Genomic DNA, 25,224 nt, shown 5'->3' on the forward strand with positions numbered 1-25,224 from the left:
GTCGCAATCGTAATGGCAGCGGCACCGATCAAAACGACGTGCCCGATCAGATTGAAAGCAAAGAATGTATAGCTGCCGATTGCAAGGCTAAATGCGAGAACCCACATGGCGCCTAACGCTTGCAGAACATAGTGCCGCGTTGAGACATCAGGAATATGCCGGAGCGGACTAACATCGCTGTTAAATATGAAATTCCAGGCGTTAACCAATAATTTTTTCATTTGTCTCTCCCTCAGCTCCAGAAATACTGAAGCCCAGCTGTCCTTTTATGGCGATCTGCCAAAAGAATTACCATCGGTATAGCTGGCCTCTGTGGACGTTGGAAGATGCCTTGTGCCTATTGCTGATATGAAGCGGGTACTGCCCGCAAAGCCAAAGGGCGTTCGCGGATTGCCGGCCTGCGACTTCCTGTTGCCGTTTTGACGGGGGCTATTGGGTTTATACCTTTTTCTAACTGCGGACGAGCGAAGCTATCTAAGTGCGTGATATGCCAAAAATTCGTAACCCCATCTATCATGGGACTGGTTGGTGAAAACTCACGCGGGTATCGGAGAATTTGACCAATTGAGAGCTTGCGGTGCGACATGTCACGAACTTAACCCTCGGTTGTAGTTCGTCCAGTAGTAAATTCCCGAAAACACCTTGAGCTGAATAATATTTAAGGAGGAACAGTGGGGGCCATCAACCAGAATAAGGCGATAGGACCTCAGCTTAGCAAAAAGTGTATACAAAGTGTATACCAAGAATCTGGAAACTAATAATATTTATATTATTCAATGCCATGACAGGCATTAATGGCTCCCCGGGAGGGATTCGAACCCCCGACCAATTGATTAACAGTCAACTGCTCTACCACTGAGCTACCAGGGAACAGCCCGATATTCTCGGGCAGAGGCGCGCCTATAGCAGCGCTTTTTTGCTTTTGGCAAGCGCCCATTGCCCGTTCAGACAATAAATTGTTCCATCGCAATACGATCATCCAAAGCATGCTCTGGATCGAACAATAAAGTCAGTGCACGGTTGCGGTCCAGGGCGACTTCGACCTGCGCAATGTCGCGAATTTCGCGTTGATCTGCGACGGCGCTCACCGGCCTTTTAATGGCCTCCAATATTTTGATCCGGATGACATAACGGTCAGGTAAAATTGCGCCTTTCCAACGTCGCGGCCGAAAAGGGCTGATGGGCGTCAAAGCAAGCAACGAGGAGTCCAAAGGTAGAATAGGGCCATTGGCGGATAAGTTATACGCGGTGGACCCCGCAGGTGTTGAAACCAATATGCCATCGCAGATCAGTTCGGGGATGACGGCTCTGCCGTTGACCGAAATCTCTAGCTTGGCCGCCTGACGCGTCTCGCGCAGCAGCGACACTTCGTTAATCGCGGGCAATGTGAATTTTTGACCGCTGATTGTGGTTATCTCTGCCGTCAACGGATGGACAGAAAAGGACTTGGCGCGTTGCAAGCGTCTGGGAAGGTCATGCACATCCCAACCATTCATCAAAAAGCCAATTGTCCCGCGATTCATGCCATAAGCGGGAATGTCGCGACGGCTTTCCAGTAATTGGTGCAAGACCTGAAGCATGTGTCCGTCACCAGCAAGCACGATGACCGCATCGGCGCTGTCGAGCGGCACAAATTCATGCACTTCGCGCAAAAGTGCTTCGGCTTCACGCGCTTGCGGTGTTGCCGACGAGATGATCGCAAGTTGCATATTCGGGTTCATCCACCTGTTGCATTCATATGCCGCGCGAGCCGCAAATCGGGCTGCGCAAGCTGGGTTTCGAATTCATGGCGTTGGGGTTTAAGCCGCAAAGCCTTTTGAAGCAAATAATCGACATCGGCCAGCGTGTCTTCACGCAGCGCTTTGCGTAAATCGACGTGCAGTTCGGAGCCGAGGCACATGTAAATCTTGCCATCGGTGGTCAGGCGGATCCGGTTGCAATGATCGCAAAAATTATGGCTCATGGGTGTGATGAGACCAAGGCGAAGGCCCAATGGTTCAACGCGCCAATAGCGGGCAGGGCCGGCGCTCTTATGGGCTAAAGAATGGAGATCATAAAGCTCACGAAGCGGCACTGTGAAATCATCGAGCGATATGTAGCTCTCTTCGCGTTCCAAAACACCAGCGCCCAAGGGCATGGTTTCTATCAACGTAAGATCAAGCTTATGTTCGGCGCAGAAATGCGCCATCGGCAATAGCGCGTCTTCATTCTGCTGCTTCAGCGCGACCATGTTGATTTTGACATCCAAACCGTGCACGCGCGCCGCATGGATGCCGGCTAATACTGTGTCGAGGTCGCCGCCGCGGCTGATACGACGACAAGCATCTGCATCTAACGTATCGAGGCTGACATTTATTCTTTTCATGCCCGCCGATGCGAGCAACGGCGCAAATTGATCCAGTCTGCTGCCATTGGTCGTCATGGTCAGTTCGTCGAGCTTGCCGTTGCGGACATGCTGACCCAGCGCGTCGATCAAGATTTGGATATCGCGCCGCACAAGCGGTTCGCCGCCAGTAAGGCGGATTTTGCGGATGCCGTGCGCGATGAATCGTTCCACAAGAACCATGATTTCGTCATAGGTCAGTAGGTCGCTATGCGGCAGAAAGCTTTGCTTTTCCGGCATGCAATAGGTGCAACGAAAATTGCAACGGTCGGTCACCGATATCCGTAAATAGTCGATATTGCGTCCGAAACCGTCGATCATTTCTGCGATGTAAGCGCAAAAGCCTGCGGACGAAAGCTGAATCCAACAGCGGCCATATTGGGGGCAAGATTATTCGTTAGGCATGGAATTTACCGTCAAGTGTCTCGACGATTGACTCCACGCAAGGATTAGCCCGATTTACGCGCCAGACTGGCGAGGCCGCGTGACAGTTGTAAACACCCGTTGAGCCGCGCCGCAGGGTCGCCCCAAACGCGGTTAATCACGAGCTTGCTATCGGGGCGCAACTTCGCCGTTTGGCCAAGCTTGTCGACATAAGCGAGTAAGCCCGCGACATTGGGCGGCGTATCCTGATGGAAGCTAACCAATGTCCCGCGCGCGCCGACCTCAATTTTGGCGACCTGCGCGATAAGGGCGTTTTGCTTAATCTGGATAAGTTTAAGCAGATTTTGCGTGGGTTCGGGAATTGGGCCAAAGCGATCCGTCATTTCCGCAGCGAAGCCTTCGACGTCTTGACCCTCTTCGAGATCGTTTAAGCGGCGATACAGCGCCATGCGGACCGACAGGTCGGGGACATAGTCGTCCGGAATGAGGATGGGCGCGTCGATGGTGATTTGCGGCGAGAATCCGCCCCGCGGTTTCGCCAGTCCTTGCGCGCCAGCGCGTGCTTCCAATATCGCTTCTTCCAGCATCGATTGATATAATTCAAAGCCGACTTCTTTGATATGGCCGGATTGCTCATCACCGACCAAATTGCCTGCGCCACGAATGTCGAGGTCATGGCTTGCAAGCTGGAAACCCGCGCCCAGGCTATCGAGGTCGCCTAGCACCTTCAGGCGCTTCTCCGCTGTCTCGGTAAGCACACGGTTCGGTTCATGAGTCAGATAGGCATAAGCACGCGTTTTGGAGCGCCCCACACGGCCGCGAAGTTGATATAATTGTGCAAGGCCGAAACGGTCGGCGCGGTGGATGATCAAAGTATTGGCGCTTGGAATGTCGAGGCCGCTTTCGACAATGGTCGTTGAAAGCAGAACATCGTACCGCTTTTCATAGAAAGCGCTCATCCGTTCCTCGACTTGGGTGGGCGACATTTGACCATGCGCGGTGACAGATTTCACTTCGGGTATTTCGGTGCGCAGAAATTCTTCGATTTCGGTCAAATCGGTAATGCGCGGTACAACGAAGAAACTTTGCCCGCCGCGATAATGTTCGCGCAGCAAGGCTTCCCGCAGCACAACGGGATCCCACGGCATGACATATGTCCGCACGGCCAGACGGTCGACGGGCGGGGTTTGAATGACCGACAGCTCACGCAAGCCCGACATCGCCATTTGCAATGTGCGCGGGATGGGCGTCGCGGTGAGCGTGAGCATATGGACGTCTGTTTTGAGTGCCTTGAGTTGTTCCTTGTGATTAACGCCAAAGCGTTGTTCTTCGTCCACGATGACAAGGCCAAGGCGCTTGAATGCGAGCGATTTTGCCAACACGGCATGCGTCCCGATCACAATGTCCACGGTCCCATCGGCAAGGCCCTCACGCGTTTGCGTGGCCTCTGCCGCGGGCACAAGCCGCGACAGGCGACCCAGTTTCAAAGGCAAATCACGGAAACGTTCGGCAAAGTTCGCATAATGCTGCCGCGCCAGTAAGGTGGTTGGCGCAATGACCGCGACCTGAAGACCGGCCATGGCGGCGGCAAAGGCGGCACGCATGGCTACTTCGGTCTTGCCGAAACCAACATCGCCGCAGACCAGACGGTCCATAGGCTTGCCCGCGGATAGGTCCTGCAGCACTTCTTCAATCACGCGAAGTTGATCTTCGGTTTCCTCATAAGGAAAGCGGTCGACAAAGCTCGCATAAGCAGGGCCATCAACTTCAATAACCGAACCCGCCCGCAATGCGCGTTCGGCGGCGGTTTTGAGCAACTCGCCAGCAATGGCACGGATGCGATCTTTCAGCTTTGACTTGCGCCGCTGCCACGCTTCGCCGCCCAATTTGTCGAGCGCGACATGTTCGCTGTCCGAACCATAACGCGACAGCACGTCGATATTTTCAACAGGGACATATAATTTGTCGCCGCCTGAATATGTCAGCGCCACACAGTCATGTGGGCTGTTACCGACAGGGATGGAAATCAAGCCATCATAGCGTCCGATACCATGGTCTTGGTGCACCACAAGGTCACCGGGCGTTAGCGCCGCCAATTCGGCGAGGAATGCGTCCGCCGACTTGCGCCGTTTCTGACGCCGCACCAAACGGTCGCCAAGCATGTCCTGCTCGCTCAATACGACAAGATCTGGTGTCGTATAGCCATGGTCCAGAGGTAGGACGACAATGGCGGTCTGGCCGGCAGCGACGCCCAAGGCTTGCTGCCAACTGTCGACTGAGACAATCGTGGGCGCCTTATGATCCGCCAGCAAACTCTTCAGTCGGTCACGCGCGCCGCCGGAGTAGCTGGCGATGACCGTTTTGGTTTTGGCGGCATGCAGCGATTTAAGGTGCGCGGCTACCGCTTCATACACATTGGCCTTTAGTGCCCGTTCCGGTGCAAAATCGCGCGCGGCGCCAATGCCAAAGTCGATGATGTTTGCCGTGTCCGGCTGCGCGAACGGCGTGATCAGATGTGCTGCGTTATCCGCAAATAATTGCTCAAGCTCATCGCTGCTGAGATACAACATTTCCGGCGGGAGCGGGCGATAGCTTCCCGGCTCCGCCGCTTGTGCTTTCAAGCGATTTTCATGATAGTCGGTGATGGAATCGAGCCGCGACTGTCCCGCGGCGATTGCGCCGCTGTCGCGGATAACCAGTGCGTCTGCGCCAACATGGTCGAATATCGTCGCCATGCGCTCTTCGAACAAAGGCAACCAATGGTCCATGCCGGACAGTCTGCGGCCTTCGGAGACCGCTTGATATATTGGGTCGCCTGTCGCGGTTACGCCAAAACGTTCGCGGTAACCGACACGGAAGCGCTTAATCGCCTCTTCATCCATTAAAGCTTCGACGGCAGGTAGGATGTCGAAATGTTCGACTTGATCAATGCTGCGCTGGTCTGCTGGATTAAAACGCCGGATGCTTTCAATTTCATCGCCAAAGAAATCGAGGCGAAGGCCGACTTCGCTACCAGCGGGAAACAGATCAACAATGCTGCCGCGTATCGCGAATTCGCCAGCGTCGGCGACGGTCTCGACGCGGAAATAGCCGTTGGATTGCAGCAAAGACGCAAGCCGTTCGCGGCTAATCTCGCGGCCAGCAGTTAATCGCTCGCCTGTCTGGCGAATGCGAAAAGGCGTCACATATTTTTGAATAACCGCGCCGACGGTCGTAACCACAAGCTGCTTCTTTTTCGCAGGTTGCTGCAGCGCTTGCAGAGTCGACATACGCTGTGATGTGACCGCGACGGATGGCGAGGCGCGGTCATAAGGCAGGCAGTCCCAACTCGGCAGAATAAGGATTTCGATTTCCGGCGCAAAAAAAGGCACCGCATCGGCAATGGCGCGCATCGCCGATTTATCGGGCGCAATAAAGAGCGCGCGGGTTTTCGCCGCCCGCGTCAGGTCCGCCAGCAACAACGGCGCAAAGCCATTGGGAACCGACGCCAGCGTCATCGCTTGGCGGCTGCTAATGATGCGCTGCAGGTCAATCATGACTTATGGGTGCTAAGCCCTTCCGGAAGCGTAATGAAATCCAGTTGCATCAACTGATCCATTAACGGGCCAGCAAAGGAGGGGTCGGGCTCCGCCGTGCCAAGCGCCCATGCCATGATGTCGACATCCTGTTCCTCCAGCAGACGCTCAAACCATGCATATTCCTCTTCGCCCCATTCGGCAGAACAATGATCGAAAAATCCACCGACCATAGCGTCGGCTTCACGCGTGCCACGGTGGTGCGCGCGATAATGCAATTTACGACGATAGGGGTCAGCGTCCATGGCGCGCGTCCTTTAAGCTTGTGGTGGAATATGATTATCGGGTTATAAGCGGCCCTAGTCATGCGCCCCGATATACTCAATCCGTTATTTACAGACATACGTGCCCTAAAGGGGGTCGGTCCTGGTCTTGCCAAGCCGTTAGAGCGGCTTGGGTTGGAACGGGTGAAGGATGTTCTGTACCATTTTCCTAGCAGTTGGACCTATCGCAAGTCTGTGTCCTGTTTGGATGCGGCCGATGTGGGCCAAAACATCATTCTAACTGTTACAGTCATGGATCATCGGGGCGGGAATAGTCCGCGCGCGCCATTACGCATCTTTGCGGCGGACGCGGGAGGCAATTACATTACGCTGACCTTTTTTGGCCGGAATGGCGGTTGGGCGCGAAAACAGCTTCCTGTTGGGGAAAAACGCATCATATCGGGCAAATTGGACCGTTATGGGGACGAACTTCAGATGGTGCATCCCGACCATATTGTCCCCCTCGACAGTAACTCGTCGCCGGGGTTGGCCGAACCAATTTATCCCTTGTCCGATGGGCTGACAAACAAGCGTATGGGCCAATTGGTGGCGACATCTTTACAAGCTGTGCCGGATTTGGCGGAGTGGATTGAACCGACTTTGATATCCAGTCGGGGATGGTCAAGTTGGTCGAAGTCAATCAACCTACTACACAACAAGGATGACCAAGACGCGCGGGATAGGCTGGCTTATGATGAGCTATTAAGCAACCAACTTGCGATGCGTTTAATCCGTGCGGCGATGGATAAACGCGCCGCGATGCCGATATGCGGCGACGGGTCTTTGGTGTCAAAACTAGCATTGCCCTTTGCGCTTACAGGGGCGCAACAGCGCGCGATTGCGGAGATTGAGGGCGACATCGCGCAGTCTCGGCCCATGCTCCGCCTGTTGCAAGGTGATGTCGGCGCCGGCAAGACGATGGTCGCTTTAATGGCGCTTTTGCGCGGTGTTGAGGCAGGGATGCAGTCGGCAATGCTCGCCCCCACCGAAATTTTGGCGCGGCAACATTATGCTAGCCTGCAAAAATTACTTTCGGGGCTGCCAATCAACATCGCGATTCTTACCGGGCGCGAAAAAGGTAGCTTACGTGAGGCAACTTTGATGGGGTTGGCCGATGGGTCGATCCATATCTTGGTCGGCACTCACGCCATCTTTCAAGAAGCTGTGACCTATAAGGCGCTGGCGATTGCGGTGATTGATGAGCAGCACCGCTTCGGCGTGTCGCAACGTCTGATGCTTTCCCGCAAGGGCAAGGGCGTGCCGCATTTGTTGGTCATGACCGCAACCCCAATCCCGCGCAGCCTTGCGCTCGCGGCTTATGGCGAAATGGATAGCTCGATCCTCGACGAGCTTCCTCCAGGGCGAACGCCGGTTGAAACCCGCGTGATGTCGCAAAACCGTCTGGCGGAGTTGGTCGATGGCGTCGCGCGGCATCTTGCCGCTGGAAAACAAGCATTTTGGGTGTGCCCATTGGTGGAGGAAAGCGACAAAAGTGACCTTGCCGCTGCCGAACAACGCGCTGAACATTTGCGTTTGCGCTTTGGTGATCAGGTCGCGTTGGTGCACGGACGGATGCGTGGGCCTGAAAAAGACGCGGTCATGGAACGTTTTGTGGCTGGAGAAACCCGCTTGTTGGTTGCCACAACGGTTATCGAAGTCGGTGTTGATGTGCCAAATGCGAGCCTCATGGTGATTGAGGCAGCAGACCGCTTTGGCCTCGCGCAGCTCCACCAATTGCGTGGACGCGTTGGCCGTGGATCGGAAAAATCCATCTGCATATTGGTGCGCAGCATGCAAATTGGGGAAACGGCGCGGGCGCGCTTGGCATTGATGCGTGAGACAAATGATGGTTTTCGCATCGCGGAGGAAGATTTGAAATTGCGCGGTGCGGGCGAATTGCTGGGCACAAGACAGTCGGGCGAAAACCCGTTTCGCGTCGCGACACCCGAACAGGTGCGTGCGCTGATCGGCGTTGCCGCCGATGATGCGCGTCTATTGCTTGACCGCGACGGCGGGCTTGATGGCGCACGCGGTCAAGCGGCGCGGGTGGCGCTATATTTGTTTGAACGAGACGCAGGCGTAGCGACGTTGCGCGGCGGTTAGCCGCCGTGGCCTATACGAAGTTGATTAGCCCGTGTTTTTTCTTCCCCGCCGAGATTTTGACTGGGCCCGCCTGCGTCGCGATGACCGCGTCTTCGTTAGTTACCGCGTCACCATCAACCCGCGCGCCGCCGCCTTGAATCATACGACGCGCCTCTTTCTTTGACGCAACGAAGTTAAGGGCAACCAACACATCAATGACGGAAATCTCACCCGATGCATCAATACTGGGCAAATCGCCGCCGGATGCGCCTTCTTCAAATGTTTTTCGCGCTGTTTCTGCAGCAAGTATAGCCGCATCGGCGCCACGGCACAACTCGGTCGCGGCGTTTGCCAATGCAATCTTCGCCGCATTGATTTCCGAACCGCCCAGCGATTCAAGCCGCGCAATTTCGTCCAAAGATATGTCAGTGAACAAGCGCAGGAACCGCCCAACGTCACGATCGTCCGTGTTCCGCCAAAATTGCCAATAGTCATAGTCAGGCAACTGATCACGGTTCAACCAAATCGCGCCAGACACAGACTTGCCCATTTTTGAACCGTCGGCCTTGGTGATCAGCGGGGTTGTTAGGCCAAACACCTCCGCACCATCCATTCTGCGGGCGAGTTCCATACCGTTAATGATGTTGCCCCATTGGTCCGACCCACCCATTTGCAGGCGAACGCCCATAGTCTTGCTCAGATGCCGGAAGTCATAGCCTTGCAAGATCATATAGTTGAATTCGAGGAAGGTCATCGGCTGTTCGCGGTCAAGGCGGAGCTTCACCGAATCGAATGCCAGCATGCGGTTGATGGTGAAATGCGTACCAACCTGCTGCAGCAGTTCAATATATCCCAATTGCCCCAACCAATCATGGTTGTTGACCATCACGGCGTCCGTTGGGCCGTCGCCAAATGTTAGAAATTTCTCGAATGCTGTTCGGATCGAAAGGATATTCGCTTCGATCGTGTCGTCGGTCAGCATCTTGCGGACTTCGTCTTTGCCCGTTGGATCACCAATCCGGGTTGTTCCGCCGCCCATAACGACCACTGGCTTGTGGCCAGCTTGCTGCAGACGTCGCAGCAGCATGATCGAGACAAGGTTGCCGACATGAAGCGATGGCGCGGTCGCGTCGAAGCCTATATAGCCAGGCACAATCGCTTGTGATGCCAATGCGTCCAGCGCCGGAGCGTCGGTTGTTTGGTGAATATAACCACGTGCATCGAGCAGGCGGAGGAGATCGGATTTATAAGCAGTCATAACGCGTTCGCGCCTAGCATGGAGTTTCGACATTGGCCAATATTTCAATGACTGAAGTGCCGTTGATTTGTCACGCGCAGTCGGATTCGGGCGGCATTGAGGATATTGGTGTCACGTTTACGCGTGCGGAAAACGGCGAACATTTATTGGCCTATCGCGTATCTGGCGAAGTCAGCGCACTTGAAATACCGGTCCAATCAAATCCGGATCGCATGGATGGATTATGGAAAAGCACTTGTTTTGAGGTATTTATCGGAAATTTTGAAGATGATAGTTATTTAGAATTTAATTTTTCGCCGTCGCGCCAATGGGCCGCATATCAATTTGCCAGCTATCGCTCTAAGATGGTTAATTTGGGCATAGATGCTCCAATCATCACAGTCGCGCAAGCGGCCGATGCGCTTACGCTTATGGCGACAATCATATTACCCGATGCGTGGCAGGGCCGCAGCCTGCGGGCAGGCATCAGCGCAGTTATTGCTACGAAAACTGGTGATATCTCATATTGGGCTGCAGCGCACCCTGCGGGCAAGCCGGATTTTCATCATAAGGATTGCTTTGCCGTGCAACTGGAGGCACGAAGCGCGGCATGAAATTTGGAATTGATCGCCTTTTGGCAGAACCCGAGCTGCGCGCGCCCTTGAAAGGCAAGCGCGTTGCTTTGTTGGCGCACCCCGCTTCCGTTACGGCGGACCTTACGCATTCGCTGGACGCACTCGCGGTATTGGAAGACGTAAATGTCACGGCCGCTTTTGGCCCCCAACACGGCCTGCGCGGTGACAAGCAGGACAATATGATGGAATCTCCAGATTTCATGGATCCCACGCACAACATACCCGTGTTCAGCCTGTATGGAGAAGTGCGTCGTCCAACCGCAGATTCTATGGAGACCTTCGATGTCCTCCTCATTGATCTGCAGGATCTGGGGTGCCGTATTTACACGTTCATCACCACGTTACTGTACATGCTGGAGGCTGCTGCTGCGCATGGAAAGTCGGTTTGGGTACTTGACCGCCCAAACCCCGCCGGACGCCCTGTAGAGGGCCTTACGCTGCGTTTGGGATGGGAAAGCTTTGTCGGAGCAGGGCCTATGCCTATGCGGCATGGCCTGACGCTGGGCGAGATGGGAAAATGGTTCATCGATTATTATAAGATTGATGTCGATTATCACGTTATCGCGATGGAGGGCTATGCCCCGGACGCTGCTCCTGGGTTCGGTTGGCCGGCGGACCGGCTTTGGATCAACCCAAGCCCTAATGCTGCGAACGTCAATATGGCGCGGGCTTATGCGGGGACCGTTTTGCTGGAAGGCACGACCTTGTCCGAGGGCAGGGGCACAACGCGTCCGCTCGAGATATTTGGTGCACCTGATATGGATGCGCGCGCCGTGATCGCTGAAATGCATAGCTTCGCACCTTCATGGCTGAGAGGCTGCAGCTTGCGCGAAATCTGGTTTGAACCAACATTCCACAAACATGTGCACCAGCTTTGCCATGGCGTGCATATCCATGCCGAAGGAACATGCTACGATCATGAGGCCTTCCGGCCTTGGCGCTTGCAGACATTGGCATTCAAGGCCATCCGGCGCTTGTATCCGGACTATGATCTTTGGCGCGATTTTCCATACGAGTATGAACTGGGCAAGCTAGCCATTGATGTCATCAATGGCGGGCCAGCTTTGCGCGAATGGGTTGATGCTGTAGATAGTACACCAGAGGAATTTGATGACTTAACGTCTATCGATGAGCGTGATTGGATCGAAGAACGGCGCAAAAATTTGCTATATTAATGCCCGTGCTTGCGGCTGAGTTCGCGCATTGCGTCATCCAGACCCTCTAGCGTCAGCGGATACATGCGGTCATTGACCAGTTCCTTGATGATCTTTGTCGACTGCGAATAGCCCCATTGCTTTTCCGGCACAGGATTCAGCCAAACCGTCGCAGGATAGGTGCTGGTGATACGGTTCATCCAAACCGCGCCCGATTCTTCATTGAAATGTTCAACCGAACCGCCCGGATGGGTGATCTCATAAGGGCTCATGGAGGCATCGCCAACCATCACCACCTTATAATCGTGGGGGAATTTGTGGAGTACGTCCCACATTTGTGTGCGTTCGCTGAACCGGCGCTTATTGTCTTTCCAAACGCCTTCATAGGGGCAGTTGTGGAAATAGAAAAATTCTAAATTTTTGAATTCACTAGTGGCCGCACTGAATAATTCTTCGCAAAGCTTGATGAACGGATCCATCGACCCGCCAACGTCCAGCATCAGCAGCACTTTTATGGCATTGCGCCGTTCCGGACGCATTTTGATGTCCAGCCAGCCCTGCCGCGCTGTGCCGTTGATAGTGCCATCAATATCTAGCTCTTCTACCGCTCCATCGCGGGCAAATCGGCGCAGGCGGCGCATGGCAATTTTGATGTTTCGTGTCCCAAGCTCTCTAGTGTTGTCGAGATTCTGAAACTCACGCTTGTCCCACACTTTGACCGCACGCTTATGCTTGGATTCGCCTCCAATCCGTACGCCCTCAGGGTGATAGCCTGAATTGCCGTAAGGTGATGTGCCGCCAGTGCCGACCCATTTATTACCACCCTGATGGCGCTTTTCCTGTTCTTCGAGCCGCTTTTTCAACGTCTCCATCAGCTCGTCCCAGCTGCCCATTTTCTCTATCTTCGCCATTTCTTCGGGCGAGAGATATTTTTCGGCAATAGCCTTTAACCAATCCGCAGGGACATCGACTGGATTTTGTCCATATTCCGTAAAGACGCCCTTAAACACTTTGCCGAACACCTGGTCAAAACGGTCAAGCAACGCTTCGTCTTTCACAAGCGTCGCGCGCGCCAGATAGTAAAACTCTTCTGGGCTTTGGCCAATCACGTCAGCATCTAACGCCGCAAGCAGGGCCAGATGTTCCTTCAGTGATGCCGAGATGCCGGCAGACCGCAACTCTTCCATAAATGAGAAAAACATCGGTTGGATCCTGTCTAAAGTGACCGATTAGGCTTTTGGCGAACGAGCGGCGCTAGCGGAATCCTAGTTGTTGGGGCGGCGGGCCATGAATGCAAGCCGCTCAAACAACATGATATCTTGTTCATTTTTGAGCAGCGCACCGTGCAAAGGCGGGATTGCCTTGGTCGGGTCACGCGACTGAAGCACATCCAATGGCATATCCTCATGCAGCAACAACTTCAGCCAGTCGAGTAATTCGCTTGTGCTTGGCTTCTTCTTGAGACCTGGCACATCCCGGACTTCGTAGAAAATGTCCATCGCCTTCGAAACGAGCATTTTTTGAATACCGGGAAAGTGGACGTCGATAATCGCCTGCATCGTCGTACGATCGGGGAATTTGATGTAATGGAAGAAGCAGCGGCGCAGAAAAGCGTCCGGTAGCTCTTTTTCATTGTTGGATGTGATTATGACGATGGGGCGCTCGACCGCTTTGACGGTCTCTTGCGTTTCGTAAACGAAAAATTCCATGCGATCGAGTTCTTGCAACAAATCGTTTGGAAATTCGATGTCGGCCTTGTCGATTTCGTCGATCAACAACACGGGCAATTGGGGAGCAGTAAAGGCCTCCCACAGTTTGCCTTTTTTGATGTAATTTTTGATGTCATGTACGCGCTCATCGCCCAATTGGCTGTCGCGTAGGCGGGCTACGGCGTCATATTCATATAGGCCCTGATGCGCTTTGGTCGTGGACTTGATATTCCATTCGATGAGCGGGGCACCAAGCGCTGTCGCAATTTCCTGAGCTAGAACGGTTTTGCCGGTACCCGGCTCACCCTTGACTAGTAAAGGCCGACGCAATTTTGTGGCGGCGTTAACGGCGACCTTCAGATCATCGGTGGCGACGTAATTATCGGTGCCTTCAAAGCGCATGGACGAACCCTTTTTGTTAATCGAACGGTTAATTCGTTAAGTGCGCCAATCGGGATATGCAACATTATATTACGCGACACGGCACAAGATGTTGTAGCGGTGTGCACATGTTATTCGTCTATAGAAAAAGGGCCCCTTCCTGATTTTAAGAAGAGGCCCATTTCTAAAAATAAAAATAGGTATTATTGGTCTAGGAAGCTGCGCATTTTGCGGCTGCGGCTTGGATGCTTGAGTTTGCGCAAGGCTTTGGCTTCAATCTGGCGAATACGTTCACGCGTCACGCTGAATTGCTGCCCGACTTCCTCAAGCGTGTGGTCAGTGTTCATGCCAATGCCGAAACGCATACGCAGGACGCGTTCTTCGCGTGGGGTCAGAGACGCCAGAACGCGTGTCACTGTTTCCTTCAAATTGGCTTGAATTGCCGCATCCACCGGAATGATCGCGTTTTTGTCTTCGATGAAATCGCCCAAATGGCTGTCCTCTTCGTCGCCAATTGGGGTTTCAAGGCTGATCGGTTCCTTGGCAATTTTCATCACCTTGCGTACCTTTTCAAGCGGCATGGAAAGACGTTCGGCCATTTCTTCCGGAGTAGGCTCGCGGCCCTGTTCGTGCAGGAACTGGCGGCTTGTACGCACCAATTTGTTGATCGTTTCGATCATGTGCACTGGAATACGGATCGTCCGTGCCTGATCCGCTATCGAACGCGTAATCGCCTGACGGATCCACCAGGTTGCATAAGTGCTGAACTTGTACCCACGGCGATATTCAAACTTGTCGACCGCCTTCATCAGACCGATATTGCCTTCCTGAATAAGGTCTAGGAACTGCAAACCACGGTTGGTATATTTCTTGGCAATGGAAATCACGAGGCGCAAATTCGCCTCAACCATTTCCTTTTTCGCGATGCGTGCTTCGCGCTCACCCTTTTGCACCATGTTCACGATACGGCGGAACTCGCCAAGCGACATGCCAGTATTGGCCGCGATGTCAGCTATTTCGCTGCGAATGCGCTCCACGCTTTCGGCTTCGTTCGTTGCGAAGGCTGTCCATTTTTTATCGATATTTGACACTTCGGCGAGCCAGTTCTCATCCAGCTCATGACCCATATAGCTGTCTAGGAACGCTTTGCGCGGAACCTTATGCCGTTCGGCCAAGCGCAGCATCTGACCGCCAAGGGCGGTCAGGCGGCGGTTGAAGGAGTATAATTGATCGACCAGATATTCGATCTTGTTTGCATGGAACTGAACACTTTCAACTTCGGCAGTCAGTTCTTCACGCAATTTGTGATACTTGTTTTCCGAAGCTGTAGAAAAATCCTCCCCAGCGTTCAGTGCGCGCATACGCTCAAGCTGAATGTTCGAGAATTTCTTAAAAAGCGAGGTGATCTTGGCGAAGCGCTCAAGTGCAGCGGGCTTCAAGGCTTCTTCCATCTGCGCGAGGCTAAGGGTGTTATCTTCTTCTTCTTCCTCAACAGGACGTGAGCGCCGCTCCGTCATGTTCTCATCATCGTCGTCGCTTGCCGCTTCGGGTTCGTCGTCGACTTCATCTTCCTCTTTATAGGTAGGACCAGCGGTTTTCTCGCTGATTTCGCCATCACCTTCTTCTTCGCCATCTTCGGTCAGCGATTCAGGGGCAGGCTCTTTCGAAAGCATGGCATCGAGGTCAAGAATTTCGCGTAACTGCATTTCGCCATCATTGAGCGCGTTAGACCAGTCAATGATCGCGTGGAATGTGATAGGGCTCTCACACAAGCCCAAAATCATGGTGTCGCGACCAGACTCGATCCTCTTGGCGATAGCGATTTCACCCTCGCGGGACAGCAATTCGACCGCGCCCATTTCCCGCAAATACATGCGGACGGGGTCATCAGTGCGTTCGCCAGTGCCCGTTTTCTTGGTAGTGTTTGTTAGCGAGCGGGGGTCATTTTCGGAAATATTGTCGATGGTTTCGACTTCTTCCTCAACATCGTCCTCATTATCATCGCCAGCTTCATTATCATCGCCAGCTTCGTCATTCTCAACAATCTGTACGCCCATGTCGTTGATTGCGGACATAACATCTTCAATCTGTTCGGATGACATCTGATCCTGCGGCAGCGCTGAATTCAGTTCATCATACGTCAGAAAGCCTCGGCGCTTCGCCTTAGCGAGCAGTTTTTTGACGGTCGCATCATTTAAATCAATCAGCGGAGTATCACCGTTTTCGCCAATATCTTCTTCGTTTTCATTCGCGCGACTTGCCAAAATAATTCCCCGATGAACTTACAAACTATCCGCATCACGCCGAAAAAATTCGATGATACGATCGTCAAATGCCTTTTTTTCGTGTCGCAACCTTTGCTGTTCGGCAAAAGTCTCTTCAGTCATCTCCAAGCCCGCCAACTGCGTGGCGCGTTCCAGAGCTTCTTCCAGCGCCGGACGCTGCTTCATAAGCCTGATTGCTTCACCCAAATCTTTTGAAGCGTTGGAAAAACCGTCGCCCCCCGCACCAAACTCTGCACGGTTAAAGGCAAACACCATACCGTTGCTGTGGAGTAATGCAGATGCGACATTATACAACTTCTCACCCAATATGGTAATTAGGCCCTCGGTATCAAGCGTTTCTTTGCCGAAAGATTCGTTGAGCATCACGTTGAGCAAAGCCGCATGATTCGGATCGGGCGGGACGAAGTCGCTCAGCGCCTCATGATGTTGTGCAATAAGCGCAGGATGGCGTAACAGTGCCGCTAGCACACCTTGGACAAGAAAATCGGAACCCTTGGCGTTGAAACTCTTGGTCTCCGTGCCTGGTGGTAATGTTTGCGTCTTGTTCCATCCAGGCTTTCTTCCGCGCACAAAGGGGCCGGAGGGTATAAATGGAGCGCTGCGTCGCGGCGCGAATAGATTATCGATCCGTTCGCGAAAAGCATCGCCATAATGGCGACGAATTTCTCCGTCCGCAATATTTGCCATATGTGCTCCCAGACGCTGCCTAAGGCCCGCACGGTCCTCCGGCGTATCGAGTGGGGCAGCAGACACTTCCGCCCTCCATAGCCTCTCTACGAGCGGCTGAGAGGATTCTAGGAGCGCTGTAAGCGCAGCGGCTCCTGATGCCTTCACAAGATCGTCGGGGTCTTGTCCTTCGGGCAAGGTCACAAACTGAAGACTATGGCCGGGTTTCAACAATGGAAGGGCGCGTAAAGCTGCCCGCATGGCTGCTTTTTGCCCTGCAGAGTCTCCGTCAAAGCATAATAAAGGCCTTTCGGTCATCCGCCACAGCATCTGGATCTGCTGCTCGGTAAGCGCAGTGCCCAGCGGCGCGACGGCGTCGGCAAAGCCCGCCTGCGCAAGGGCAATGACGTCCATATAACCTTCGACCACAATTACGCGGCCTGTCCGACGCGACGCTGGCGAACATTTGTCGAGATTATAGAGCGTTCGGCCCTTGTCGAATAAGGGCGTGTCCGGTGAGTTGAGATATTTCGGCTCACCTTCGCCTAAAATCCGACCTCCAAATGCTATCACGCGGCCACGTGGATCGCGGATTGGGATCATTAATCGTCCACGAAACCGGTCATAGGCTGCCTTGCCATCGACCGAAATGAGCAATCCTGCCTCAATCAGCATCTGGTCGCCAAATTGCTTCAACGCGGTTTTTAAACCTGTGCGATTGTTGGGCGCGAGGCCGAAGCCAAAGTCGCGGATAGTTTGCTCCGTAAATCCGCGTTGCTTTAGATATCCGCGCGCAGCGGAACCCTCAACACAAAGCAATTGCGTTACAAACCAGTCCTGTGCTGCCGTCATTACATCATATAGGCTGTTTGCCTTTTCGGCACGCTGCGCTGCCTTCGGATCCGGGGCAGGGACTTCCATGCCGGCCTCTGCTGCCAGCTCCTTTATCGCATCCATAAAAGACAGGCCGCGCTGGTCGGTCATCCAACGAATGGCATCACCATGCGCGGAACAGCCAAAACAATGGTAGAAACCTTTTTCGTCGTTGATCGTGAAACTGGGCGATTTTTCGTTATGGAACGGACAGCATGCCTTAAACTCGCGGCCAGCCTTTGTAACCTTGACCGTGCGTCCGATCAGCGCGGAGAGCGTGATCCGCGCTCGCAATTCGTCCAGCCATTGCGGGGTAAGTGCCACCTTAACCCAACGCAGCCTTCACCAGAGCACTGGCCTTGCTCATGTCGAGTTGTGGGCCATGACGCTCTTTCAGGATAGCCATGACGCGGCCCATATCTTTCAAGGTTTCTGCGCCAAGCTCGGCTTTGATTCCCTCGATCGCCGCGCTGGTTTCCGCGTCGCTTAGTTGCGTAGGCAGAAAATCTTCGATGATTGCCAGTTCCGCCGCCTCAACTTCCGCAAGCTCAGCGCGGCCACCTTGCTCATATAAGACTATCGATTCGCGGCGTTGCTTGATCATTTTCTGCATCACCTCAACCACCATCGCGTCGTCATCGGGCTGCTGGGATGCGGTGCGAAGCTCTATGTCGCGGTCTTTGATCTTGGCGAGGATCAGGCGGACGGCGGCCAAACGGTCTTTATCGCCCGCTTTCATTGCGATGATTTGAGCAGCTTTAATGGTATCACGAATCATATGTGTTTCCGATATTTTGAACTTAAATGTCGTTAGACGAACATCCAAATTCCGTCACCCTGAAACAAGTTGGGTGTGGCAGTTGAAGACTTATCGTGCAAAAACATTCCACAGCTTTCTCGATTTCCGCATTGACGCTTAGGCGCGTCATCTCTAGGCGCGGTGCCTTAGCGACATTGCTGTAATCTGATTATCAGGAGCGACCCCATCATGGCCGACCCCAACTCATCGCGCGCGCCTTCTGGAGCGACGGGGGTATTGGTTCTGGCGTCTGGGGAAGTCATCTGGGGCAGGGGCTTTGGTGCCGAGGGGCAAGCCGTTGGTGAAGTCTGCTTCAACACCGCGATGACGGGTTATCAGGAAGTGATGACTGACCCGTCATACGCTGGACAAATTATCAACTTCACATTTCCTCATATTGGCAATGTTGGCACGAACCCAGAGGATGTCGAGGCGTTGAACCCGCATGCCTTGGGCGCGATTGTCCGGCAAGATGTGACGGGCCCATCCAATTTCCGGAGCACGCAGCATTTCGACGCATGGATGAAGGCCAATGGCCGCATTGGTATCTCCGGCGTGGATACCCGCGCGCTGACGCGGCTGATCCGCATTGCGGGCGCGCCAAACGCTGTGATCGCGCATTCCGCCAGTAGTGACTTTGATGTGCCCACCATGTTGGCGCAGGCAAAGGCTTGGGCCGGATTAGAAGGCATGGACCTCGCCAAGGATGTAACGACGTTGCAAACTTATGGTTGGGATCAAGGGCTTTGGAAGCTGGGTGCAGGCTATACAACACCAGCCAAGAGCCGCAAAAAAGTTGTCGCCATTGATTATGGCATCAAACACAACATCCTACGCAACCTTGTTGACGTAGGTTGCGACGTGACCGTGGTGTCGGCCACCGCAACTTTCGAAGAAATCATGGCCCATGCGCCCGATGGCCTATTCTTGTCCAACGGCCCCGGCGACCCTGCCGCAACCGGCGTATATACCGTGCCGGTGATCCAAAAATGGTTGGAAACCAAAAAACCTTTGTTCGGCATCTGCCTTGGTCATCAAATGCTTGGTCTCGCGGTTGGCGCGAAGACCGAGAAGATGCATCAGGGCCATCGTGGCGCGAACCATCCGGTAAAGCGCCTCAGCGACGGTGCGGTCGAAATCACCAGTATGAACCACGGTTTTGCGGTGGACGCAGCGACCTTACCCGCCAATGCGAAGGCAACGCATATCAGCCTATTTGACGGCAGCAATTGCGGCTTCGAACTCGCCGACCAGCCCGCATTTTCGGTACAATACCACCCCGAAGCCTCACCCGGCCCTCAAGACAGCCATTATCTGTTCGAAAAATTCGCGGGGATGATGGGATGACCGCTCCGAATGTTCCACAAAAATGGGAATATAAAGCTGTTCATCATGTGGGAATTTTATCGAATAGCATCTTGGCTGCGGCCTGTATTCTCAAGCGACAGGTAGCCTAATGCCCAAACGCACTGACATAAGATCCATCCTCATCATCGGCGCTGGCCCCATCATCATTGGGCAAGCGTGCGAATTTGATTATTCTGGGACGCAGGCGTGTAAGGCGCTGCGCGAGGAGGGCTACCGCATCATTCTCGTCAATTCCAATCCGGCGACGATCATGACCGATCCAGATATGGCGGATGCGACCTATGTCGAGCCGATTACGCCAGAAATTGTCGCCAAAATCATCGAGAAAGAGCGCCCCGACGCGGTTTTGCCGACAATGGGTGGGCAGACAGCATTGAACGTGGCTTTGGCGTTGTTCAACGATGGCACGCTGGCGAAATATGGGGTCAAGATGATCGGCGCCGATGCCGAAGCTATCGACAAGGCTGAGGATCGGATCAAGTTCCGCGACGCCATGACTAAGATTGGACTGGAATCGGCGCGTTCGGGTATCGCGCATTCGATGGATGAGGCGCTCGAAGTGCTGGAACGCACTGGCTTGCCGTCGATTATCCGCCCAAGCTTCACCATGGGCGGCACCGGCGGCGGAATTGCATATAACCGCGATGAATTTATCAAGATCGTCACGGGCGGTTTGGATGCGTCGCCGACGACTGAAGTGTTGATTGAAGAATCGCTACTCGGGTGGAAAGAATATGAGATGGAGGTTGTCCGCGACCGCGCTGACAACGCCATCATCATCTGCTCGATTGAAAATGTTGACCCGATGGGCGTGCATACAGGCGATTCCATTACCGTTGCTCCAGCATTGACGCTGACCGACAAAGAATATCAGATTATGCGCAATGCGAGCATCGCGTGCTTGCGTGAAATTGGTGTAGAAACAGGTGGTTCGAACGTACAGTTCGCAGTCAATCCGAAGGATGGCCGACTTATCGTCATCGAAATGAACCCGCGCGTGTCGCGTTCTTCAGCACTGGCGTCAAAGGCGACGGGTTTCCCCATCGCCAAGGTTGCGGCAAAGCTGGCCGTTGGGTTCACCCTTGATGAGATAACCAACGACATCACTGGCGCAACACCGGCATCGTTTGAACCCACGATTGATTATGTTGTCACCAAAATCCCGCGCTTCGCCTTTGAAAAGTTCAAAGGGGCCGAACCATTGCTGCATACGGCTATGAAATCGGTAGGCGAAGTGATGGCGATTGGCCGCAATATCCACGAAAGCATGCAAAAGGCGCTTCGTGGTCTTGAGACCGGTTTGTCGGGCTTCAATTATATCGATGCTTTGCGCGGCGCATCTAAGGACGAGTTGTCCGCCGAACTCAGCCGTGCAACACCCGACCGGTTACTGGTCGCGGCGCAAGCCCTGCGTGAGGGCATGAGCGTCGCGGAAATCCATGCTATCGCCAAGTTTGACCCATGGTTCCTCGAACGGCTTGAGGAAATCATCGCCGCCGAGAATGATGTTAAGACTAACGGTCTGCCCAATACCCAAGAGGCGCTGCGCCGTTTGAAGGCCATGGGCTTCTCCGACAAGCGACTTGCCTATCTGGCGGTGGAATCGGTCAATATGCGGCCCGGCATGGAAACGGCAGTTCGCCGTGGTTCGGGCATTGCGATGCAGGCTGCCCGCGCGATGGCGGGTGCCGTGACCGAAGACGAAGTGCGCGCGCTGCGTCACAAATTAGGCGTGCGTCCTGTGTTCAAGCGTATCGACACCTGTGCTGCCGAATTTGAAGCAAAAACGCCTTATATGTATTCCACTTATGAGGCGCCAAGCATTGGTATGCCGGAGTGTGAGAGCGCGCCTACTAACCGCGAGAAAATCGTTATCCTGGGCGGTGGACCAAACCGTATTGGGCAGGGAATCGAGTTTGATTATTGCTGCGTCCATGCGTGCTTTGCGCTTGCGGATGCTGGCTATGAAACGATCATGATCAACTGCAACCCCGAAACGGTTTCGACGGACTATGATACGTCCGATCGCTTGTATTTCGAACCGTTAACCGCCGAGGATGTCCTCGAAATCCTGCATGTTGAACAACAGAATGGCACGTTAAAAGGTGTTATCGTTCAGTTCGGCGGGCAAACGCCGCTGAATTTGGCGAAGGCGCTTGAGGCGGCGGGCATTCCAATATTGGGAACGTCACCCGATGCCATTGATTTGGCCGAAGACCGTGAGCGTTTTGCCGCGCTGATCAATAAGTTGAAGCTCAAGCAGCCCGAAAACGGCATCGCGCGCAGCCGCGAAGAAGCGATCAAGGTTGCTGATAACATTGGGTACCCTGTACTGATGCGGCCGTCCTATGTTCTTGGTGGTCGCGCGATGGAAATCGTCGACACGCAAGCCCAACTGGAAAATTATATCCAGACGGCGGTCATCGTATCCGGCGATTCGCCCGTGCTGATTGACAGCTATCTGCGCGATGCGATTGAGGTCGATGTTGATGCTTTATGCGATGGCGACGAAGTTGTTGTCGCGGGTATCTTGCAACATATTGAGGAAGCCGGCGTGCATAGCGGCGACTCTGCGTGCACTATCCCGCCATATAGCCTACCTGCCGATATCATTGCGGAAATCCGCCGTCAGACGGAATTGCTGGCGATTAACCTACGTGTGCGCGGCTTGATGAACATCCAATTCGCCGTGAAAGACGGTGAAGTTTATCTGATTGAAGTCAATCCACGCGCAAGCCGCACCGTGCCCTTCGTCGCGAAAGCAATCGGCGCACCCATCGCCAAGATCGCGGCGCGCGTTATGGCAGGCGAAATGTTGAAAGACTTGCCGCCCATCAATCTTGATATTGACTATATTGCGGTGAAAGAGGCGGTATTCCCATTCGATCGGTTCCCCGGTGTTGATCCCGTGCTGTCGCCCGAAATGAAATCAACGGGCGAAGTCATGGGCATTGATCGCGACTTCGCGACGGCCTTTGCCAAATCGCAAATCGGTGCGCGTATGCCACCGCCAATGAGCGGGAAGCTATTCGTGTCCGTGAAAGACACCGATAAGCCCGTGATTGTTCCTGCGGTCCGCCAAGCTATCGCATGCGGCTTTACAGTCTGCGCGACTGGCGGCACTGCCGACTATTTGCTGGCGCAGGGCATTGAGGTTGAGCGCGTTAACAAGGTCGCCCAAGGTCGGCCGCACATTGTCGACAAAATTAAGGATGGTGAAATCCAGCTTATATTCAATACGACCGAAGGTTGGCAAAGCCTGAAAGACAGCGAAGAAATCCGCCGTTCCGCGCTTGCGGGCAAGGTTTCGCAATATACGACGGCTGCGGGAAGTGTGGCGGTTGCGCAGGCGATTGCCGCGCTGCAACAACGGCAACTTGAAGTTCGGCCACTTCAAGACTATTATTAACAAGAGCAGTATCTTTCCCCGACCATTGAACTGCATATCGGATGGGTGGTTAACGCGCGTCCGGTCGGGATATATTTGTGACGAAGGGTTTTTGCCTGATGGCGAGTTTTGAGAAATATCCGATGTTGGCCGAAGGCTATGAAAAGCTTACGACCGACCTGAAGCGCCTTCGTGACGAGCGGCCTTTGATTGTGGAAGCAATCGAGGAAGCGCGCGCGCATGGCGATCTATCGGAAAACGCCGAATATCACGCCGCAAAAGAGCGTCAGGGGCAGGTTGAAGCAGCGATTTCGGAAATTGAGGACAAGATCGGTCGTGCACAGATCATTGACCCTTCTACCCTGTCGGGCGACAAGATTGTCTTTGGTGCGACCGTTACCTTGCTAGATGAAAATGATAAGTCCGTGCGCTATCAGCTTGTTGGCGAAACCGAAGCCGACGCAAAAGCTGGACGAATTTCGTACAATTCGCCATTAGGCCGCGCACTGATTGGGCGCGTTGTCGAAGACGAAGTCGAATTGACTGTGCCGTCCGGCGACAAATATTATCTCGTATCGAAAATCGAGTTTATCTGATTGTGCGCTTCGGTGAGAAGCGTCTAACGGCCTGACATGCAGTTTCCCCGTGGCCCTGTTACCAATGCATTGGTTGCCATCAATTTGGTGATCGCTTCAATATTGTTGGTTCCGTCTTGGTGGCAAAATGCGGTGATATCGGGCGGACTATCCCCGATCCGCCTCAGTAGTTCTAGTGCTGCATTTCCCGACATCGGGTTCCTCGTGCCTGCGTTTTTAACGCCCCTTTCGGCGGCATTCCTGCATGGCGGCATCGCGCATGTCGTGATGAACATGCTGATGCTTTTGCTCATCGGTAAGATGGTGGAACGTGTTTTGGGCGGTGGGCTCTATCTCGCGCTTTACATCGGATCGGCATATGTCGCAGCAGCTATGGAGTGCCTTGCATCATTTATGGATTGGCCCATGTCTATGAACATGATGGTCCCAGCCATTGGCGCAAGCGGCGCGATTTCTGGTGTTATTGGCACTTATGTATTACTCTTTCCGAACAAAAAGCCAAAAGCTTGGGGGCCAATTCCTGCAGAATATGCGCGGCCGTTGCAGTTAACCATTGCTTGGGCAGGGTTAAATCTTGCGCTTGGCTTTGTAGGGCCCGGTTTGGGAATATCTATCGCAATATGGTCGCACATTGGTGGGTTTATCGCCGGATTATTGCTAGCGCGACCACTATTGCTGTGGCGGTATAGACAGTCTTAACTGCGTTTGCTTTTTGCTATCAGCTATCGGGTTGCAAAAGCTTGTGCAAATGCACCACAACATATTTCATTTCAGCATCATCAACCGTGCGCTGCGCCGCTCCGCGCCAAGCTTCTTCAGCACTTGCATAATCGGGAAACATCCCGACGATGTCTAAATTTTCGAGGTCGGTAAATTTTAACGTTTGTGGGTTGTCAACGCGTCCACCAAAAACGAGATGTAATTTCGTATCGCTCAAACCACTATCCTTAATTTTTTTCCTTAGCCGCCTCTGTAGCCGCCTGACCCGCGGCCTTTAGAGCGAGACCGGCCTTGCTGACAAGCTCTGTGAACTGCGCACGCATTGCTTCCCCATTTAGCCCAAGCGTGTCGACTTGGTTCATACCAGCAACTTTTGCAGCTTCTGCTATTTTACGGGCTCTCTTGTTCAATTTCTTACCTGCTTTACCCAACACTTTGGTCTCGCGTTCGGTGCGCGGCAAAAGTGCTCCGACTATCGCGCCGATGGCAATTCCACCTAATATAATTGCCAAGGGGTTTTTATCCACACCCTCAATCGTTTTTGCTTTTGCCTGACGGGCAATCACCTTCGACTGCTCTACCTTAGTAACGGCGGCATCTTTGCCTACTTTAATCACCACCGAAGCTTTTTGACGCGCCATAGCGCTTGAACGTGATGTTTTATCTTTCGCATTATCAGCTGCGGATTTGATGCTGTCGCCAATCTTGCTCATATATCGTTCCTAT

20 protein-coding genes and 1 tRNA gene are annotated in these 25,224 nt (G+C 53.7%); 7 read left to right on the forward strand and 14 right to left on the reverse strand.

Annotated elements, in window-relative coordinates; all coding sequences use genetic code 11:
* From Q0O33_RS01185 to Q0O33_RS01210, 6 genes are all read right to left on the reverse strand, one after another.
* Positions 1-221, reverse strand: a 221-nt coding sequence (locus Q0O33_RS01185) for a hypothetical protein (RefSeq protein ID WP_295494953.1), incomplete at its 3' end; no start/stop codon positions are given.
* Between the two features lie 574 nt (positions 222-795).
* A tRNA-Asn gene (locus Q0O33_RS01190) sits at positions 796-870 on the reverse strand.
* Positions 871-944: 74 nt separating this feature from the next.
* On the reverse strand, positions 945-1,721 hold the full coding sequence (locus Q0O33_RS01195) for an NAD kinase (RefSeq protein WP_295494956.1): 777 nt from the start codon (positions 1,719-1,721) through the stop codon (positions 945-947).
* The gene (gene moaA, locus Q0O33_RS01200; RefSeq protein ID WP_295494959.1) at positions 1,718-2,704 is read right to left on the reverse strand and encodes a GTP 3',8-cyclase MoaA; all 987 of its coding nucleotides are present in this window, start codon (positions 2,702-2,704) and stop codon (positions 1,718-1,720) included. The genes Q0O33_RS01195 and moaA overlap by 4 nt, the downstream gene beginning before the upstream one ends.
* Before the next feature lie 128 nt (positions 2,705-2,832).
* The gene (gene mfd / locus Q0O33_RS01205; RefSeq protein WP_295494962.1) at positions 2,833-6,303 is read right to left on the reverse strand and encodes a transcription-repair coupling factor; all 3,471 of its coding nucleotides are present in this window, start codon (positions 6,301-6,303) and stop codon (positions 2,833-2,835) included.
* Complete coding sequence (locus tag Q0O33_RS01210) at positions 6,300-6,587, reverse strand: succinate dehydrogenase assembly factor 2 (RefSeq protein ID WP_295494964.1); 288 nt, start codon at positions 6,585-6,587, stop codon at positions 6,300-6,302. The genes mfd and Q0O33_RS01210 overlap by 4 nt, the downstream gene beginning before the upstream one ends.
* A gap of 60 nt (positions 6,588-6,647) precedes the next feature.
* Between Q0O33_RS01210 and recG the strand changes: the two genes are divergently transcribed.
* Positions 6,648-8,708 carry an ATP-dependent DNA helicase RecG gene (gene recG, locus Q0O33_RS01215; RefSeq protein WP_295494967.1) on the forward strand — a complete coding sequence of 687 codons (2,061 nt, stop codon included), beginning with the start codon at positions 6,648-6,650 and terminating at the stop codon, positions 8,706-8,708.
* Positions 8,709-8,718: 10 nt separating this feature from the next.
* Here recG and tyrS read toward each other — a convergent pair whose 3' ends face one another.
* Entirely contained in the window at positions 8,719-9,945 is a 1,227-nt protein-coding gene (gene tyrS, locus Q0O33_RS01220) for a tyrosine--tRNA ligase (protein WP_295494969.1), read from the reverse strand.
* Positions 9,946-9,977: 32 nt separating this feature from the next.
* Here tyrS and Q0O33_RS01225 point away from each other — a divergent pair, with 32 nt between their 5' ends.
* Both Q0O33_RS01225 and Q0O33_RS01230 read left to right on the forward strand, forming a co-directional pair.
* Complete coding sequence (locus tag Q0O33_RS01225) at positions 9,978-10,538, forward strand: DOMON-like domain-containing protein (RefSeq protein ID WP_295494972.1); 561 nt, start codon at positions 9,978-9,980, stop codon at positions 10,536-10,538.
* Positions 10,535-11,734, forward strand: a complete 1,200-nt coding sequence (locus Q0O33_RS01230; RefSeq protein WP_295494975.1) for a DUF1343 domain-containing protein — start codon at positions 10,535-10,537, stop codon at positions 11,732-11,734. The genes Q0O33_RS01225 and Q0O33_RS01230 overlap by 4 nt, the downstream gene beginning before the upstream one ends.
* On the opposite strand, the gene Q0O33_RS01235 is transcribed toward Q0O33_RS01230, so the two are convergent.
* The 5 genes from Q0O33_RS01235 to Q0O33_RS01255 form a co-directional block, all read right to left on the reverse strand.
* Positions 11,731-12,915: a VWA domain-containing protein gene (locus Q0O33_RS01235; protein WP_295494978.1), complete on the reverse strand. Its 1,185-nt coding sequence runs from the start codon at positions 12,913-12,915 to the stop codon at positions 11,731-11,733. The two genes, Q0O33_RS01230 and Q0O33_RS01235, sit on opposite strands and share 4 nt — an antisense overlap.
* A 63-nt stretch (positions 12,916-12,978) precedes the next feature.
* The gene (locus Q0O33_RS01240; RefSeq protein WP_295494980.1) at positions 12,979-13,824 is read right to left on the reverse strand and encodes a MoxR family ATPase; all 846 of its coding nucleotides are present in this window, start codon (positions 13,822-13,824) and stop codon (positions 12,979-12,981) included.
* Between the two features lie 182 nt (positions 13,825-14,006).
* Positions 14,007-16,067 (reverse strand): RNA polymerase sigma factor RpoD, encoded by a 2,061-nt coding sequence (rpoD, locus tag Q0O33_RS01245; RefSeq protein ID WP_295494983.1) that lies wholly within the window; start codon positions 16,065-16,067, stop codon positions 14,007-14,009.
* Positions 16,068-16,085: 18 nt separating this feature from the next.
* Positions 16,086-17,951: a DNA primase gene (gene dnaG / locus Q0O33_RS01250; protein WP_295494986.1), complete on the reverse strand. Its 1,866-nt coding sequence runs from the start codon at positions 17,949-17,951 to the stop codon at positions 16,086-16,088.
* 1 nt (position 17,952) lies between these two features.
* Positions 17,953-18,405 (reverse strand): GatB/YqeY domain-containing protein, encoded by a 453-nt coding sequence (locus Q0O33_RS01255; protein WP_295494989.1) that lies wholly within the window; start codon positions 18,403-18,405, stop codon positions 17,953-17,955.
* 210 nt (positions 18,406-18,615) lie between these two features.
* On the opposite strand from Q0O33_RS01255, the gene carA reads away from it, so the two are divergent.
* From carA to Q0O33_RS01275, 4 genes are all read left to right on the forward strand, one after another.
* Positions 18,616-19,773 carry a glutamine-hydrolyzing carbamoyl-phosphate synthase small subunit gene (gene carA, locus Q0O33_RS01260; RefSeq protein ID WP_295494992.1) on the forward strand — a complete coding sequence of 386 codons (1,158 nt, stop codon included), beginning with the start codon at positions 18,616-18,618 and terminating at the stop codon, positions 19,771-19,773.
* A 109-nt stretch (positions 19,774-19,882) separates the two neighbouring features.
* The gene (gene carB / locus Q0O33_RS01265) at positions 19,883-23,203 is read left to right on the forward strand and encodes a carbamoyl-phosphate synthase large subunit (RefSeq protein ID WP_295494995.1); all 3,321 of its coding nucleotides are present in this window, start codon (positions 19,883-19,885) and stop codon (positions 23,201-23,203) included.
* Between the two features lie 98 nt (positions 23,204-23,301).
* Positions 23,302-23,778, forward strand: a complete 477-nt coding sequence (gene greA, locus Q0O33_RS01270) for a transcription elongation factor GreA (RefSeq protein ID WP_295495323.1) — start codon at positions 23,302-23,304, stop codon at positions 23,776-23,778.
* A 36-nt stretch (positions 23,779-23,814) separates the two neighbouring features.
* Positions 23,815-24,477, forward strand: a complete 663-nt coding sequence (locus tag Q0O33_RS01275) for a rhomboid family intramembrane serine protease (protein WP_295494998.1) — start codon at positions 23,815-23,817, stop codon at positions 24,475-24,477.
* Positions 24,478-24,496: 19 nt separating this feature from the next.
* On the opposite strand, the gene Q0O33_RS01280 is transcribed toward Q0O33_RS01275, so the two are convergent.
* Positions 24,497-24,715, reverse strand: coding sequence for a DUF4170 domain-containing protein (locus tag Q0O33_RS01280; protein ID WP_295495001.1), 219 nt, complete (start codon positions 24,713-24,715; stop codon positions 24,497-24,499).
* Between the two features lie 10 nt (positions 24,716-24,725).
* Positions 24,726-25,211 carry a hypothetical protein gene (locus Q0O33_RS01285; RefSeq protein ID WP_295495004.1) on the reverse strand — a complete coding sequence of 162 codons (486 nt, stop codon included), beginning with the start codon at positions 25,209-25,211 and terminating at the stop codon, positions 24,726-24,728.
* Positions 25,212-25,224: the final 13 nt, after the last annotated feature.

The organism is Sphingorhabdus sp. EL138 (assembly GCF_945862485.1).
In the GTDB taxonomy this organism is placed as follows: domain Bacteria; phylum Pseudomonadota; class Alphaproteobacteria; order Sphingomonadales; family Sphingomonadaceae; genus Sphingorhabdus_B.